Origin of the sequence: Streptomyces sp. WMMC500, from assembly GCF_027497195.1 — a bacterium.
Classification (GTDB): domain Bacteria; phylum Actinomycetota; class Actinomycetes; order Streptomycetales; family Streptomycetaceae; genus Streptomyces.
Map to the genome: position 1 here is coordinate 3,870,391 of NZ_CP114905.1, position 15,148 is coordinate 3,885,538.

Consider the following 15,148-nt stretch of genomic DNA (forward strand, 5'->3'; position numbering starts at 1 on the left):
GAGTGCGCCGCTGCCCCGTCTTCTGCCGCTCGCCCCGCTCCTACCGCGTCGGGCGCAGGAACTCCGGCGGCGTGAAGTCCGTGTACGCCGGATCCACCGGCTTCAGGTCGCCCGTGCCGAAGTCGAACGCCTTCTGGTACTCCGGCCCGAACGACCCCACCGCCCCGTCCAGGTGCGACGGCGTCAGGTTCCCCCACCGGCCCGTGGCGACCTTGCGGTCCAGCGCGACCAGCGCGACGATCTCCTCCGCCGACGTGTACGAGCAGTGCCCGCCCCGGTCCACGTACAACTGCCGGAACGGCGCGTCCCGGTGGGCCTCGACCTGCTCCGCCCACCTGCCCACCTGGTCCGCGACCGCGCCGCCGTCGCCCGTGGTGTGCAGCGTCAGCGTCGGGGTGCGCGTCGTGCCCCGCACCAGGCCGTGGCGCTTCGTGTACGCGACCGCCCGCCGGTCGGCGGCGATGCGGTCGGTGCCGGCGAGCGCGGCCAGGTCCTCTTCCAGGTCGACGCCGGCGCCGGCGGCCGCGGCGGCCCCGTACGCCTCCTCGACCAGCGCGCGCAGCTCCGGGTGGGCGCGGGCGAGCTGGTCGCCGTAGTCGATGCCGGTGTTCCAGGACGGGTTGCCGCCGGCGCGGGATTCGAGGTCGAGGCGGCCCGTGGGGCCCAGGCCCTGGGCGTACGCGGTCTCGATCCACACCGACTGGGCGGCGATGCGCTCGGCGAGGCCCGTCGGCCGCGGCTCGAACGGCGAGTAGGCGGTGGGGATGTTCGCGATCGCGCCGGCCAGCGCGAGCCGGGCGCGGCCCGCCTCGGTGCCGCGCGCGGCGGCCACCGCCCCGGCCAGGGCGGCGGCGTCGGCGGCGGCCGTGTCCGGGTCGGCGGGGCGTACGAGGTCGATGCCGGCCTCCGGCGCCAGCAGCGTCCTGACGACGAACTGGATGTCCAGCGCCGTGTTCCACGACCCCGGCGTGTCCACCTCGGCGCACATCGCCGCCGTGCCCGCGAACTTCCCCGGGTGGCGCTCCGCGAGCTGCCCCGCGACGGCCGCGCCCTGCGACATCCCGGCGCTCAGCGTGCGCCGCGGCTTGCCGATCTTCTTCTCGACGTGCCGGAGCAGCGCCATCTGGTCGACGAGGGCGTCCTCGACGGCGTAGCCGGGGCCCCGCCCCTTGTACTCGGACGCCGCCAGCGCGTACCCGTGCGCCAGCAGCCAGCGCTCCGTCGACTCGTACGCCGCGAGCTGCACCCCCGTGGGGAAGTGGCCCTTGAGGTAGTACCCGTGGCTGTAGAGCACGAGGGTGCCGTTCCAGTCCTCGGGCATCGCGATCCGGTACGGAGCGCCGTCGATGCTCCCCTCGTACGAACGCCCCCCGGCGGGGCCGCCGTCCGCGTGTGCCTGGCCCCACGGGACCGCGGCGACGCAGACGGCCGCCGCCGCTGCCAGTGCCCTGCCGACGAACCGCATGCGCCCCACTCCGTTCAGTCGTCCTGCCTCTGAACGGTTGGACCGGGGCCGCGCGCGTTTCTCATCGGTCGTAGGTGAGGAACGGCGGCCACGGCCGAGCCGCAGCGGGCCGAGGCGCCCCCGGCCGCTGCGGCCGGGGGCGCCTCGACGAGCGTGAAGGCGGGTCAGCGGACGACCGTCTGGATCTCCTTCACGGTCACGTCCTGCTCGGAGACCGACAGCCCGTCGGGCAGGTCGCCGTTCTGCGGCTCACCGTCCGGGCCCGACGTCGGGTTCCACGTGACGTCCCAGACGATCTGCGCCTCCATCGGGTACGTGCCGTCACCCGAGGACTTGCGGTACGTGATGTTGCAGCCGGCACCCTCGCTGTCAACCTGGTAGCCGCCGCCCGCCTCGACCAGGTCGTACGTGCACGCGGACGGCTCCGCGTACTCCGTGCCCGCTTCGATGCGCAGCGAGACCGGCTCGGCGACGGTGGTGGCCGCGATGTCGATGCCGGCCTGCGCGTTGACGAGGCTGGCCGTCGTCCAGACGCGGTCCAGCGGCTCGCTGAACTCGATCTTCGTGGGCAGGTTCACCACGTTGCGGTCCTCGTTCGGCTTCAGGTCGACCGGCGGCGCCGGGAGCTTGGTCCTGTCGTACGCCAGCCCCGCGAGGATCTCCGGGTCGACGGCGTCGGCCGGCGGGTCGGGGTCGCCGCGGTCCACCCAGATCCACAGCTCGCCGATCTCGCAGGAGCGCGGCGACATCATCGGGGTGCGCTCCCACCACATGCCGTCCCTGTCCTTGTGGGCGTCGGTCTCCTCCTCCCGGTTGTCCGCGGTGTCGTGGTCGATGCCCTCCAGCGGACCCTTCTCCTCCAGCTCCTCGTTGTGCTCGTACAGCTCCTGGTTGGTGTACCGGGGCTCGAACCAGCACACCGGCGGCGACCAGTCGCCCGAGGAACTGGACATCGGCTGGGTGCCGCCGGGGCTGTGGTAGATGTACTCCACGCTTGAGCCGATGTCGCCGTCACCGGTGTCCCCGCCCGGCGTGGTGGTGCCGGTGGGACGCTCCGCGGCGGCCCCGCCGGCGGAGGCGAGCAGCAGCCCGCAGGCCAGCGCGGTGACCGTGGCGGCGGTGCGCGATCGGTGTGTCAGGCTTCGTCGCGACATTCCTTGCTCCCCCTGGTTGCCTGGTAGTCCACGACCTTCCAGCCGTCCGCGCCCTTCTCCATCGTGGCGCGCGCGTCGATGTAGGAGTCGAGCGTGGCCGGGGTCTTGTCGACCTTTCCGGTCTCGGTGTCCTTCACGTACGCCCTGCTCTGGTCCTCGCAGTACGCGACGACGGCGCGGCCGTCCTTCAGCGAGGTGACCTCGCGGAAGTAGAAGGTGTCGAGTCCGGTGATGGTGATGCCGTCCTTGCGGTACGTCGCGAAGTCGGCCTCGAACGTGGCGGCGGCCTCGCCGTCCCAGTACTTCGCGAAGTTCGCCGTCGCCTCGGTGGCGGCGTACGCCTCCTGCTGGGCCATCAGCGCGTAGCCGTGGTCCCGCAGGATCGCGTCCTTCCGCTCGTCCCCCGTGGCGTCCTCGGCGATCTCGACCTCCACGTCGTCCGGGAGGTCGAACCGCGGGGCACCGGGCTCGCCGGCCGACGGGTCGGCGGACGGCTCCTTGTTGCCCGTCTTCGCGCCCTCGATCTCGTCGCCGGACGAGCCTCCGTCGTCGCCGCAGCCGGTCAGCAGCAACGCTGCCGCGGCCACCGCGGCCGCGGCCGCCGTACCTGCCCTGCGCGCTTTCATCGTGCGGTCATCCCTCCGTCGCGTGTGGGAGGGGAGCCACCTGCCCCCGTTGTGCCCGACCGAGGTTAGCGAAACGCGGCGGCGTCTTCGATGGCGGGAAAGCAACCATGCCGTCACAGACCGGTGAGGGTGACCTTGGCGTGTCCCGGTCAGGCATCGGCGTGCTGGCGGGCGGCGAGCGCGTGGGCGACGTCCTTCGTCGCCGGGTAGAGGTCCAGGTAGTGGGCGTAGAGCTGCGCGTAGACGCCGGCCGCGGCGGGGTTCGGGGTGACCGTCGACTCGACCGGGTTCCAGGCGGCGATGTCCACCGGGGACGCCGTGCCGGCGCCGACTGCGGCAAGGAATGCGTCACCGTACGCGGCGCCGATGAGATGGCGCGGGACCTGCTGCTCCTTGCCGGTGACGTCGGAGACGATCTGCGTCCACAGCTCGCGGGCGCCGCCGCCGACCGCGACGAGGCGGGCCGGCGCGCCGCCGGCCTCGGTCATGGCGGCGAGGTTGTGGCGGACGCCGTACGCGGTGGCCTCCAGCGCGGCGCGGTAGAGGTGGCCGCGGCCGTGCCGGAGGGTGAGGCCGTGGATCAGGCCGCGGGCGTCGGGGTCGAAGAGGGGCGTGCGTTCGCCCGCGAAGTACGGGAGCATCAGCAGCCCTTCCGCGCCCGGCGGGACGGCGGCGGCCTCGGCGACGAGGGTGGCGTAGTCGGAGCCGGTGAGGTCGCGCAGCCAGCCGGTGACGGCGCCGGAGGTGGCCATGCCGGCGGCCAGGCAGTACGTGCCGGGGAAGGCGCCCGCCGTGCCCCACAGCCGCGGGCTGGAGACCGGCTGCTCGACGACGTTGACCAGGAACATCGTCGTGCCGTACATGAGCATCAGGTCCCCCGGGCCGGTGGCGCCGACCGCCGTGGACTCCGCCCAGGCGTCGACCGTGCCGGCGACGACGGGGACGCCGGCGGGCAGGCCCGTGGCGGCGGCGGCAGCCGGGGTGACCTCGCCGACGACGTCCGCGGGCCAGACCAGCTCCGGCCACTCCAGCCCCGGCGCGATCTCCTCGCACCGCTCCGCGATCCAGCGCCGCCCGCGCAGGTCGTACAGGGGCGTGCACTGGCTCGCGGAGTGGTGGTCCAGGACGTACGCGCCGGTGAGCCGGTGCGCGAGCAGCGAACTGGCCATGTACCAGCGGCGGGTACGTGCGTACACCTCCGGCTCGTGGCGGCGCAGCCACTCCAGCTTCGGCCCCACCGCCTGGCTGGTCAGCGGCGAGCCGCACCGCGCGATGACCGCCTCCGCGCCGTACCGGGCGGTCTGCGCCTCGATCTCGGCGCCGGCGCGCGTGTCGACGCCGTAGAGGATCGCCGGCCGCAGCGGGGTGCCGGCGGCGTCGACGGGCAGGAGGCAGGGGCCGATCCCGCTGACGCCCACGGCCCCGATCGCCTCCCCCGCCTGGCCCGCCGCGGCCGTCAGCTCGGTGGCGAGCGCGGTGAAGTCGGCCCACCACACCTCCTCGGCATCGTGCTCGACCCAGCCGGGCCGCGGGGTGGCGGTGGCGTGCGCGCGCACCGCCTGGGCGACGAGGGTGCCGTCGCCGCGGACGAGCACGCCCTTGGACGACGAGGTGCCGATGTCGATGCCGAGGAGGAGCCCCATGGTTGTCAGTCGACCTTCCCGCTCATGTCGTACTTGGCGTAGACGTCCTCGGCGTTCTCCTTGGTGATCTCCACCGTGCCGAGCGTCTGCTTCTTCTCCACCTTCTCGCCCGCGGCGATGTCGGCGGCGGTCTTCGCGGCCTCCTGCGCGCCGGTCGGGTAGAGGTAGGTGTACGCCATCCGCTCCTGCTGGACGGCGCGGATGCCGCCGTCGGGGATGGCGAGGCCGTCGATGCCGATGAACTTGATCTCGTCCTTGCCCGCGGCCTTCGCCGCCTGCTGGGCGCCGATGGCCATCGGGTCGTTGTGGGCGTAGACCAGGTCGATGTCGGTGCCGCGGGCGAGCCACTGCTGCATGATCTTCGTGCCCTCGGGCTGGAGCCACTTGCCCTCGCGTTCCTCGACGACCTTGATGTCGGGGTTCTCGCCGATCGCCGCCATGAAGCCGTCGTGGCGCTGCTTCTGCGGCTCGGTGGAGAGCAGGCCGCGCAGCTCCGCCACGTTGCCGCCGTCCGGCAGCTCCCTGACGACGGCTTCGCCGGCCTTCCTGCCGATCTCGTGGTTGTCGCCGCCGATGAAGGAGGTGTAGCACTCGGTGTCGACGGTGCGGTCCAGGATGATGACGGGGATGTCGGCCGCGCACGCCTGCTCGACGGCGGGGGTGACGGGGGCGGGTTCGTTCGGCGAGACGATGAGGATGTCGACCTTCTGCTGGATGAACTGCTGGATCTGGCTGACCTGCTGCGCGTTGTCCTGCTGGGCGTCGGCGATCGGCAGCAGCTTCAGGTTCGGGTAGTCCTTGACGTAGTACTCCAGTTGCTTGTTGAGCTGGGCGCGGTACGGCTCGGCGTTGTTGGCCTGCGAGTAGCCGATGACGAACTCGTCGCCGGCGCCCTTCTCGCCGCCGTCGCCCTCCTCGGTCTTGGAGGCGCAGCCGGCGGCCAGGGCGGTCGCGGCGAGCACGGCGGTGGCGGCGGTCAGCGCGCGGCGCGGGGTGCGGGTGCGGGGGCGGGGGCTGCTGCTCATCGTGGGTTCTCCTCGGAGGCGGGTGCGGGGGTGGGGCCGGGGACCGGGGCCTTGGCTGGGGTGCGGCCCGGTCCCGTGCGGGATCGGCCGCCGCGTAGCCTGTCGATGCCGTTCTTGATGCTCTGCAGCAGGTCGGGGCGTTGCAGCACGACCGCCAGGACGACGATCGAGCCCTTGATGACCAACTGCCAGTTGTCGTCGACGGCGTTGAGGCCGAGGACGTTGTCGAGCAGGGTGAGGATCAGCGCGCCGACGAAGGTGCCGATGATCGTGCCCTTGCCGCCGGCGAGCGAGGCGCCGCCGATGACGGCGGCGGCGATGGCGTCGAGTTCGTACGTGTAGCCGGCCTGCGGGTCGGCGGAGACGCTGTACGCCGCGTCGATGGGGCCGGCGAAGCCGGCGAGCATCCCGGAGAGGGTGAAGACGGCGATGATGACGAAGGTGACGTTGATGCCGGAGAGCCGGGCGGCGGTCGGGTTGCCGCCGACGGCGTAGATGTGCCGGCCGAAGGTGGTGCGGGACAGCAGCAGGTGGAAGACGACGCAGACCATGAGGAAGGCGAGGACGGGGAAGTAGATGCCGTCCGGGCCGAGGATGCCTTCGAGGACGTTGTTGTCGGGGGTGCCGAGCTTCTGGAACGCCTCGGAGTTCTCGGTGAGTTCGCCGTCCTCGCCGGCGACGAGGGTGCCGACGGACTCGTTGTCGCTCATCTTCCGGTCGAGCCCTCTGGCGATCGACATCATCGCCAGAGTCATGACAAACGATTGAATCTTCAGCCACGCGGTCCCGATGCCGTTGGCGAGGCCGAAGCCGGCGCCGATGAGCATGCACGCGGGCACGATCAGCCAGACGGGCATGTCGTGGTGGGCCACCATGATGGCCGCGGACATCGACGCGAAGCCCATCAGCGAGCCGACCGACAGGTCGATGCCCGCCGCCAGGATGACGAGCGTGACGCCGACCGCGAGGATGCCGCGGGTGGCGAACGCGCCGACCGCGTTGGTCAGGTTGGTCTGGTTGAGGAAGACGTCGCCCTTGGTGATCACGCCGATGGCGACGATGAGGATGAGGCCGATGTACGCCTGCAGTGAGCCGAGCACCGGCAGGATCCGCCGGGCTCGCGACACGGCGCCGTCCGGGCCGCCGTCGCCGGCGGGGGCCTCTGCGTCCGGCTGTTCCGGCTGTTCCGGCTGGGTACTGGTCATCTCCGGGTCCCTCGAAGGTGGTGGGTGGTGACGGTCTCGCGCGCCATCGCCGCGGTGAGGATGGCCTCCTGGCCGGCCTGCGGCCCGCGCGCCGGATCGCGGTGGAACTCGCCGGTCAGCCGGCCCTCGCAGAGCACCAGCACCCGGTCGCACATGCCGATCAGCTCGGGCAGCTCGGAGGAGACCGCGAGGATCGCGGTGCCCTGCGCGGCCAGTTCCTCCATGAGCCGGTGGATCTCGGCCTTGGCGCCGACGTCGATGCCGCGCGTCGGCTCGTCCATGAGCAGCACGCTGGGCTTGGTCAGCAGGCACTTGGCGAGGACGACCTTCTGCTGGTTGCCGCCGGACAGGTGCTGTACGGCGGTCTCCAGGCCGGGTGTCTTCACCTTCAGCGCCTCGATCTGCCCGGCGACCGCGGCCCGTTCGCGGCGCTTGTGCACCGTGCGCCACGGGGTGCGGTAGCGGGCCAGGGCGGCGAGGGAGCCGTTGAACCGCACGGTGTTCGCGGTCACCAGGCTCTGCCCCTTGCGGTCCTCCGCGACGAGCGCGAGGCCGCGGCGGATGGCGTGGCCGGGGCTGCGCGGGCGGTACGGGCGGCCGTCCACGGTGATCCGGCCGTGCGCCCTGGCGCCGTAGTGGCCGAAGAGCGCCTGGAGCACCTCGCTGCGCCCGGCGCCCATCAGCCCGGCGAGCCCGACGATCTCCCCGGCCCGTACGGTGACGTCCACGCCGTACAGCGACGGGCCGCCGTCCTGCGAGACGTACGTCAGCCCCTCGGCGGCCAGCCGGGCCTCGCCGCCGCGGTGCTGCTCCGCGCGGCGCGGGAACAGCTCGCCGAGCGGGCGGCCGACCATGAGCTGGATCAGCTCGGCCCGGGTGGTCTCCGCCATCCGGCGGGTGCCGACGTACGCGCCGTCGCGCAGCACGGTGACGGCATCGGCGATCTCCTCCAGCTCCTCCAGCCGGTGGGAGATGTACACGACGCCGACGCCGCGGGCGGTCAGGTCGCGGATGACGGCGAAGAGGCGCCGTACCTCGGCGTCCGCGAGCGCCGAGGTCGGCTCGTCCATGACGAGCAGCCGGACGTCGAGGTTGAGGGCCTTCGCCACCTCGATGAGCTGCTGCTCCGCCAGCCGGCAGTGCTTCACGAGCCGCCGCGGCGGCACGGCCAGGCCGAGGCCCGCGAGCAGGTCGCGGGCGCGAGCCTCCTGGGCCTTCTTGTCGACGGTGCCGCGGGCGGTGCGCAGCTCGCGGCCGAGGAAGACGTTCTCGGCGACGGACAGCTCCGGGACGAGGTTGAGCTCCTGGTGGATCATCCCGATGCCGTGCCGCTGCGCGTCCTTGGGCGAGTGGATGGCGGCGGGCGCGCCGTCGCGCTCGATGACGCCCTCGTAGTCGGGGTGCACCCCGGCGAGGACGTTCATGAGCGTTGACTTGCCGGCGCCGTTCTCGCCGAGGAGCGCGACCACCTCCCCGGCGTGCACGGTCAGCTCGACCCCCTTCAGGGCCCGTACGCCGGGGAACGACTTGGCGATACCGCGCATCGCCAGCAGGGGCGTTGCGCTGTGCGCTTCGCTGGACATGCGGTTGGCTGCTCACCTTCCGTTGCTGGTCGGGTGGTTGGCTCTGCGGCGGCCGGGCCGCTGCCGGATCCGGGGGCCACGCCCCGGGCCCCGCCGCGCGCTCCGTAATGCCGGCAGGGGACCGGGGCGTGCGTTTCCGCCGCCCGCAGGGGCTCGGCGGCTCGCCGCCGCGCGGGACCGGCCCGGCGGCTTCGACGCGGGCCTGGGACCGCCGCGTAGCGGCCGGTCCGGCCGAGCGCCGGTGATGCCCCCGCCGCGCGGGGGCGACGAGGAACCCCGCCGCCGGAGCCCGCGGCTACACCGCGTCGCCGAAGCCGTCGTACGCGATGCCGAGCTGGTCGCAGACCGCGCGGAGGTCGGCGACGTAGTCGCCGGGGACCGCGTGGATGTGGTTGCTGCCGAAGCGGGTCAGGAACTCCTCCGCCGGGGCGTTCAGCCGCGCGAAGGCGTGCGGCCACTCCCAGGTCGTGGCCCGCATCATGCGCTCGTTGGTCTCCGCGTCGTACTGCACGAACTCGCCGCGCATCACGTGCATCCGGTACTCGCCGCGCAGCCGCGTGAGGCGGGCGAAGGTCATCGCGCCGGGAGCGGCGAGGTGCTGGACGGAGGCGCCGCCGGCCGGGAAGTAGAAGACCTCGGGCAGGAAGCTGACGTGCCGCATGTTCTCCGCGGGGTCGGCGGAGCGGGCCGCGTACCAGGTGGCGTGCTGGCCGGAGTTGCACAGGTCCCAGACCTGCTTGCCGGTGTCGTAGTGCCGGACGTCGGCGAAGAGCACGGGGTCGCCGGAGAGCAGCTTGAGCACCTGCATCGTCAGCGCCGCGTCCATGTCCGCCTCGGTGGAGGTGACGTGCGTCTCCTTCGGGCCCTCCCAGTCGTACGGGTCGTTGAGGAACGCCTCGGCGACGTCCATGGTGCAGAAGTTCGCGGTCAGCTCCGGCTGGCCCTTGATGCCGGAGAAGTCGAGGTTCCACTCCTCGATCAGCTCGCGCATCGCGTAGTACGAGCGGATCTGCCGCTCCAGCAGCTCGGGGGTGAGCCGGTCGCCGTCGTACTCCACGCCGGCCGCGTGCCGCTCGATCCAGGTGCGGGCGTTCTTCACCCGCGCCGCGTCGGCGTTCTCGCTGCGCCGCACGATCTCCCACTGGTCGATCTCCTCGACGTCGACGCCGAAGACCTTCATCCACTGGTCGGTGTTGGCGGTGGCGGTGTACATGCCCATGGGCCGGCCGCCGATCCGGCCGAAGGTGGAGCCGCGCAGCCCCTGCACGGCGGCGCCCGCGCGGACGTGGGTGAGGATCCGGTCGCGTACCTCCGGATCCGCCAGGTCGCCCCAGGCGCGGGCGTGGGTGCGGCCGATCTGGTCGAGGCCGCCGGCGCCGGCCAGGAGGCCGACCATGCCGGGGAACTGCGGGTCGAGGTTGGCGACCATCAGGATCGGTCCCGGGGTGGCCTCGGCGGCGAGCATGGTGAAGTGCGGGAACGTCCACACGGAGTGGTGGAAGATCGTCACGTCCACGTGCCGCTCGGCGAGCCAGCGGGCCTGGGAGGTGGCGAGGACGTTGGACTCCACGTGCTCGGGCGCGACGATCACCTCGTGCCCGGCCTCGCCGAGCATGGCCGCCAGCTCGCGCGCGGCGCGGGAGACGTGGTCGCGTACGTCCCGCTGGACGTAGTCCCGGCCGTCGGAGATGGACAGCAGACCGATACGTGCCATGTGGCTGGCCTCCAATTGCGTGCGGTTGTCGTGCCGTGGTGGCGGGGCTGCGGTCGCGCGCGTACGGCGCGTGGGGGCGCGTTACTTGAGGCCGGAGGTCTTGATGGACTCGACCATCTGGCGCTGGAAGAAGAGGAAGAGCATCAGCATCGGGATCACCGCGACCACGGCGGCGGCGAGGATGTAGTTCCAGTTGGCGCCGTACTGGGTGGTGAAGGACGCGATGCCGACCTGGGTGACGGTCAGGTTCTCGCTGCTGGTGGCGACCAGCGGCCAGGCGAAGGCGTTCCAGTTGGCGAGGAAGAAGAACACCGACAGCGCGGCGAGGATGGGCCGGGACAGCGGCAGGATGATGCTCCAGTAGATCCGCCAGTAGCCGGCGCCGTCGGCGATCGCCGCCTCCTCCAGCTCCCGCGGGATGCCGAGGTAGAACTGCCGGAGCAGGAAGATGCCGAAGGCGTTGAAGAGCGGCGGGATGATCAGGGCCGCGTAGCTGTCGAGCATGCCCATCTCGCGGACGACGATGAACAGCGGGATGAGGATCACCGGCGGGGTGATCAGCAGCGTGGAGAAGATGACGACGAAGATGCCGTCGCGGCCGGGGAAGCGCAGGCGGGCGAGGGCGTAGGCGGCCATCGAGTGGAAGAACAGGGCGACGATCGTGATGATCGCGGCGGTGAGGAAGCTGTTCCACAGCCAGCGGTCGAAGGCCACTTCGGTGAGGACGTAGCGGAAGTTGCCCCAGGTGACCTCCTCGGGGATCAGCTTGCCGTCGGTGACGGCCTCGCGCGGCTTGAACGCCGAGGTGATCAGCCACAGGATCGGGAAGACGCTCAGCACCGACAGCACGATGGCCAGCACCGTGAGCCCGGCGCGGGCGCGGCGGCGGCCGGGGCCGCGCGGCGGGGCGGGGCGGGCGGCGGCGGTGCCGCCGGCCAGGGTGTCACTGCTCATCGTCGAACCTCCCGCCCTTGGTCGCCTTGAAGATCAGCCAGGACAGGGCGACCATCACGAGCACCAGGAAGGAGCCCAGGGCCGCGGCGTAGCCGTACTCGCCGAAGACGAACGCCTGTTGGTAGATGTAGAACATCGCCACGGCCGTGCCGTTGGCGGGACCGCCGTCGGTCAGCACGAAGATGAGGTCGAAGGTGCCGGTGATCGCGGCGACCGTGCTGACGATGAGGACGAAGAAGCTGGTGGGCTTGAGCAGCGGCCAGGTGATCTGCTTGAACGAGGTCCAGGGCCCGGCGCCGTCGATCTTCGCGGCCTCGTACAGCTCCCGGGGGATCTCGTTGAGACCCGCCAGGAAAATGATCATGTAGTAGCCCATGTAGTACCAGACGGTGACCGCGATCACCGCGTACAGCGCGAGGCCGGGGTCGCCGAGCCAGGAGCGGGCGCCCATGCCCAGCTCGCCGGTGGCCTTGTTCACCACGCCGGTCTGGTCGTCGAGCATGAACTTCCACAGCAGGCCGACGACGACCAGGCTCAGCATGTGGGGCAGGAAGAGCGCGGTGCGGTAGACGGACATGCCGGGCAGCATCTGCTTCATCAGCACGCCGAGGCTGAGGCTGACCACGAAGAGCGTCGGCACGAGGAGGACGACGTACTTCGCGGTGACCCACATCGAGGACCAGAAGTACGGGTCGTTGAACATGCGCTCGTAGTTGCCGACGCCGATCCACTCGTACGAGCCGAAGCCCGAGACCTGGAAGAAGCTCAGCACGAACGACAGCAGCATCGGCAGGACCACGAAGAGCCCCAGCCCGAGGCTGTCGGGGAGCAGGAACAGCGCGGCGGCCAGCCGCTCGCGGCCCTTGCGGCCGAGCCGCCGGCGGCCCGCGGGGGCGACGGCACGCTTCGCGGCGGCGCCCGGGGCACGCTGCCGGTGTGTGGCGATGCTGGTCATATGAGTTCCCTTGCGAATCCGCCCGGCTTCAGCCGAGAGAGGGAGCGGAGATCTTGTCGAGCGGCGCAGGAAGTTCCGTTTCGCCACCGGAGCGGAGGGGTGTTGTCAGTGGGGGCCGGTAGGTTCTGTGCATGTCCCGTTACCGTCTGTGCCCTACGCCCGACCAGGTGGAGGACCTGCGTCGGCACTGTGCGCATGCGCGTTTCGTGTGGAATCTGGCGGTAGAGCAGCACTCCTGGTGGACTCCCCGGCGCGGCCCGGCACCTGGCTACGTTGCCCAGGCTCGGCAGTTGACCGAGGCCCGTGCCGCGAACCCGTGGCTGGCCGCAGGGTCGCAGACCGTGCAGCAGCAGGCGCTGCGGAACTTCGCCCAGGCCATGGCGAACTTCTTTCGCGGCACGCACCGGCGACCGACGTGGCGCCGGGCCGCGCGGCACGAGGGATTCCGCATCGTCGCGGTGAGGATCGGCGATGTGCGGAGGCTTTCGCGCAGGTGCCGTGAGGTGCGGGTACCGAAGGTCGGCTGGGTGCGATTCCGCTGGTCCCGTACCGTGCCCGAGGGGGTGAAGTCGTACCGCGTCACGTGTGATCGGGCGGGTCGGTGGCATCTGGCGTTCGCGACCGTGCCTGATCCGGGTCCGGCGCCTGGGAACGGCGCAGTGGTGGGTGTCGACCGAGGTGTGGCCGTCTCCGCGGCCCTGTCCACCGGGGAGTTGCTGAACGCGCCGCGGCTGCGGGAGAGCGAGGCGCGCCGCCTGGTGTTGTTGCAGCGGCGTCTGGCCCGGTGCAGGCGGGGTTCGAACCGGCGGCGGAAAGTGAGTTCCGCGTTTGCCCGACTGAAGGCCCGTGATGCGGACCGGCGCCGGGACTGGGTGGAGAAGACCACTACCCGCCTTGCTGCCGGTTTCGACGTGATCGGCATCGAGGACCTCGATGTGCGAGGCATGACGGCCTCGGCCAAGGGCACGGTCGAGGCTCCGGGCTCCCAGGTGCGGCAGAAGGCCGGCTTGAACCGCGGCATCCTCCGGTCCGCGTGGGGTGCCTTCGCGGCCCGGCTGGAGGACAAGGCCCCCGGCCGGGTGGTCCGGGTCGATCCGGCGTACACGTCCCAGTGTTGTTCGGCCTGCGGGATGGTGGACCGGGAGGCGCGCGAGAGCCAAGCCGTCTTCCGGTGTCGCGCCTGCGGGCACACGGACAACGCCGACGTCAACGCCGCACGCAATATTCGTACGGCCGCCGGACGGGCGGTTGCTGCACGGGAAGGGCCCTGCATGAACGGGCCGGTGCACCGTGAACCTCAATCCGACCTCCTCCTCTCCGCGTAGAGCCGGTGCCTCGGGTTGGAATCCCCCTCGTCCACGAGGGGGAGGACGTCAAGAAGGCGTCGATGGTCTGACGTCAAATCAGGCTCGCCCCTCGGTAGCTCTTCAAGAACGCGTCGATGGTCTGGGCGGCCCGGTCGGCCTCGCCCTCCACGCCCTTGCCGGCGAGCATCGTGGCCTGGATGGCGTCGGAGATCGCCTTGTAGACGATCGGCGGGTAGCGGGGCTCGGCGCGGCCGCCGGGGAAGACGTCCTCCTTGAACTTCTTCATCGCCCAGGAGTCGTAGCCGCCCCGCGCGGTGGCGCGCTTCAGGGCGGAGGTGCGCGGGGAGATGTCGGACTTCACGCCCGTGCACCACTCGACGCTGCGGTTGATCGACTCGTCGGACATCCCGCCGAGCGCCCAGCCGCAGAACTCGGCGGCGGCCTCGGGGTTGGCGCCCTGGGTGCTGGCGCAGAACGACCAGCCACCGAGGGTGGTGGTGTACTCGCCGCCGGGCGGTACGGGCAGCTTGAAGACCCCGTACTCGTGGTCGGGGGCGCCCGCCTTGAACGCCTGGACCTCCCAGATGCCGATCTGCCACATGCCGGCGAGGTTCGAGGTGAAGGCGGTGATGCGGTCGTCGGCGGCGGGGAGCGTACGGGGCGCGATGCCGGCCTCGACGGCGTCCTGCCAGAGGGCGAGGGCCTGGCGGGCGCCCTTGGAGTCGAAGACGACGTTGCCCGCCTTGTCGACGACCTCGCCGCCGCCCTGCCACATCCAGCAGTACCAGGTGAAGTTCTGGTAGTAGCCGGGGTCGGTGTGGAAGACGAGGCCGGCGGCGCCCGTCTTGCTGCGGATCTTGTCGCCGGTGTCGAGGAGCTGGTCCCAGGTGGTGGGGATGTCGGCCTCGGAGAGGCCGGCCTTCTCCCAGACGGGGACGTTGTAGAACATGGCGAGCGGCTCGACCTCCATGGGGAGGGCGTAGACCTTGCCGTCGACGGTGCGGCTGGCCAGGCTGGTGCCGTAGTCCTCGACGACGCCGTCGTCGAGGTGGGGGGTGAGGTCGGCGAGGATGCCGCCGTTGTAGTAGCGGGTGAAGTCGCCGGGGCTGAGCAGGAAGATGTCGGGTCCGGCGCCGGAGGCGAAGGCGGTGACCATCTTCGAGCCCTGGTAGCTGACGCCGGGGACGAAGTACGGCTCGATCTTGACGTCGTGGGTGTCGTTCCAGTCCTTGATGAGCTGGTCGAACCACTTCGACTGGGCGACCATCGCGGGGTCGGACGCCTTCGGGTCGTAGAAGTGCCAGAACTTCAGCGTGCCGCCGTCGGCGTTCGCGGAGCCGCCGCAGCCGCCGAGCAGCGGGGTGGCGGCGGCCGTGGCCGCCGCGGCGACGCCCGCGGTGCCGCCGAGGAAGCGGCGGCGCGAGGGGGCGCCCCGGGCGGGTACGGCGCCGTTGCCGTGCTGGAGCATGTCGTGCCCTGTCTGTCGGGTGGGTGCTTGCGGGGAGGGCCGGGGGCTC

12 protein-coding genes are annotated in these 15,148 nt (G+C 71.6%); 1 reads left to right on the forward strand and 11 read right to left on the reverse strand.

Annotated elements, in window-relative coordinates; translation table 11 throughout:
- Positions 1 to 40 precede the first annotated feature (40 nt).
- From O7599_RS16450 to O7599_RS16495, 10 genes are all read right to left on the reverse strand, one after another.
- A complete protein-coding gene (locus O7599_RS16450; protein WP_281622903.1) occupies positions 41 to 1,465 on the reverse strand; it encodes a DUF6351 family protein in 1,425 nt (474 codons plus the stop codon).
- Positions 1,466 to 1,629: 164 nt separating this feature from the next.
- A complete protein-coding gene (locus tag O7599_RS16455; RefSeq protein WP_281622904.1) occupies positions 1,630 to 2,619 on the reverse strand; it encodes a hypothetical protein in 990 nt (329 codons plus the stop codon).
- Positions 2,601 to 3,245, reverse strand: coding sequence for a hypothetical protein (locus O7599_RS16460; RefSeq protein WP_281622905.1), 645 nt, complete (start codon positions 3,243 to 3,245; stop codon positions 2,601 to 2,603). Before O7599_RS16460 ends, O7599_RS16455 begins: the two co-directional genes overlap by 19 nt.
- Before the next feature lie 149 nt (positions 3,246 to 3,394).
- Entirely contained in the window at positions 3,395 to 4,888 is a 1,494-nt protein-coding gene (locus O7599_RS16465) for an FGGY-family carbohydrate kinase (RefSeq protein WP_281622906.1), read from the reverse strand.
- 5 nt (positions 4,889 to 4,893) lie between these two features.
- Complete coding sequence (locus O7599_RS16470; RefSeq protein WP_281622907.1) at positions 4,894 to 5,913, reverse strand: substrate-binding domain-containing protein; 1,020 nt, start codon at positions 5,911 to 5,913, stop codon at positions 4,894 to 4,896.
- Positions 5,910 to 7,118 carry an ABC transporter permease gene (locus O7599_RS16475; RefSeq protein WP_281622908.1) on the reverse strand — a complete coding sequence of 403 codons (1,209 nt, stop codon included), beginning with the start codon at positions 7,116 to 7,118 and terminating at the stop codon, positions 5,910 to 5,912. The genes O7599_RS16470 and O7599_RS16475 overlap by 4 nt, the downstream gene beginning before the upstream one ends.
- Positions 7,115 to 8,701, reverse strand: coding sequence for a sugar ABC transporter ATP-binding protein (locus tag O7599_RS16480; RefSeq protein WP_281622909.1), 1,587 nt, complete (start codon positions 8,699 to 8,701; stop codon positions 7,115 to 7,117). Before O7599_RS16480 ends, O7599_RS16475 begins: the two co-directional genes overlap by 4 nt.
- Before the next feature lie 295 nt (positions 8,702 to 8,996).
- Positions 8,997 to 10,415, reverse strand: a complete 1,419-nt coding sequence (locus O7599_RS16485) for an L-fucose/L-arabinose isomerase family protein (protein WP_281622910.1) — start codon at positions 10,413 to 10,415, stop codon at positions 8,997 to 8,999.
- 81 nt (positions 10,416 to 10,496) lie between these two features.
- Positions 10,497 to 11,369, reverse strand: coding sequence for a carbohydrate ABC transporter permease (locus O7599_RS16490; protein WP_281622911.1), 873 nt, complete (start codon positions 11,367 to 11,369; stop codon positions 10,497 to 10,499).
- Entirely contained in the window at positions 11,359 to 12,324 is a 966-nt protein-coding gene (locus O7599_RS16495) for a sugar ABC transporter permease (RefSeq protein WP_281622912.1), read from the reverse strand. The genes O7599_RS16490 and O7599_RS16495 overlap by 11 nt, the downstream gene beginning before the upstream one ends.
- A 131-nt stretch (positions 12,325 to 12,455) precedes the next feature.
- Here O7599_RS16495 and O7599_RS16500 point away from each other — a divergent pair, with 131 nt between their 5' ends.
- Positions 12,456 to 13,649: a transposase gene (locus O7599_RS16500; protein WP_281622913.1), complete on the forward strand. Its 1,194-nt coding sequence runs from the start codon at positions 12,456 to 12,458 to the stop codon at positions 13,647 to 13,649.
- 73 nt (positions 13,650 to 13,722) lie between these two features.
- Here O7599_RS16500 and O7599_RS16505 read toward each other — a convergent pair whose 3' ends face one another.
- The gene (locus O7599_RS16505) at positions 13,723 to 15,099 is read right to left on the reverse strand and encodes a sugar ABC transporter substrate-binding protein (protein WP_281622914.1); all 1,377 of its coding nucleotides are present in this window, start codon (positions 15,097 to 15,099) and stop codon (positions 13,723 to 13,725) included.
- Positions 15,100 to 15,148 lie beyond the last annotated feature (49 nt).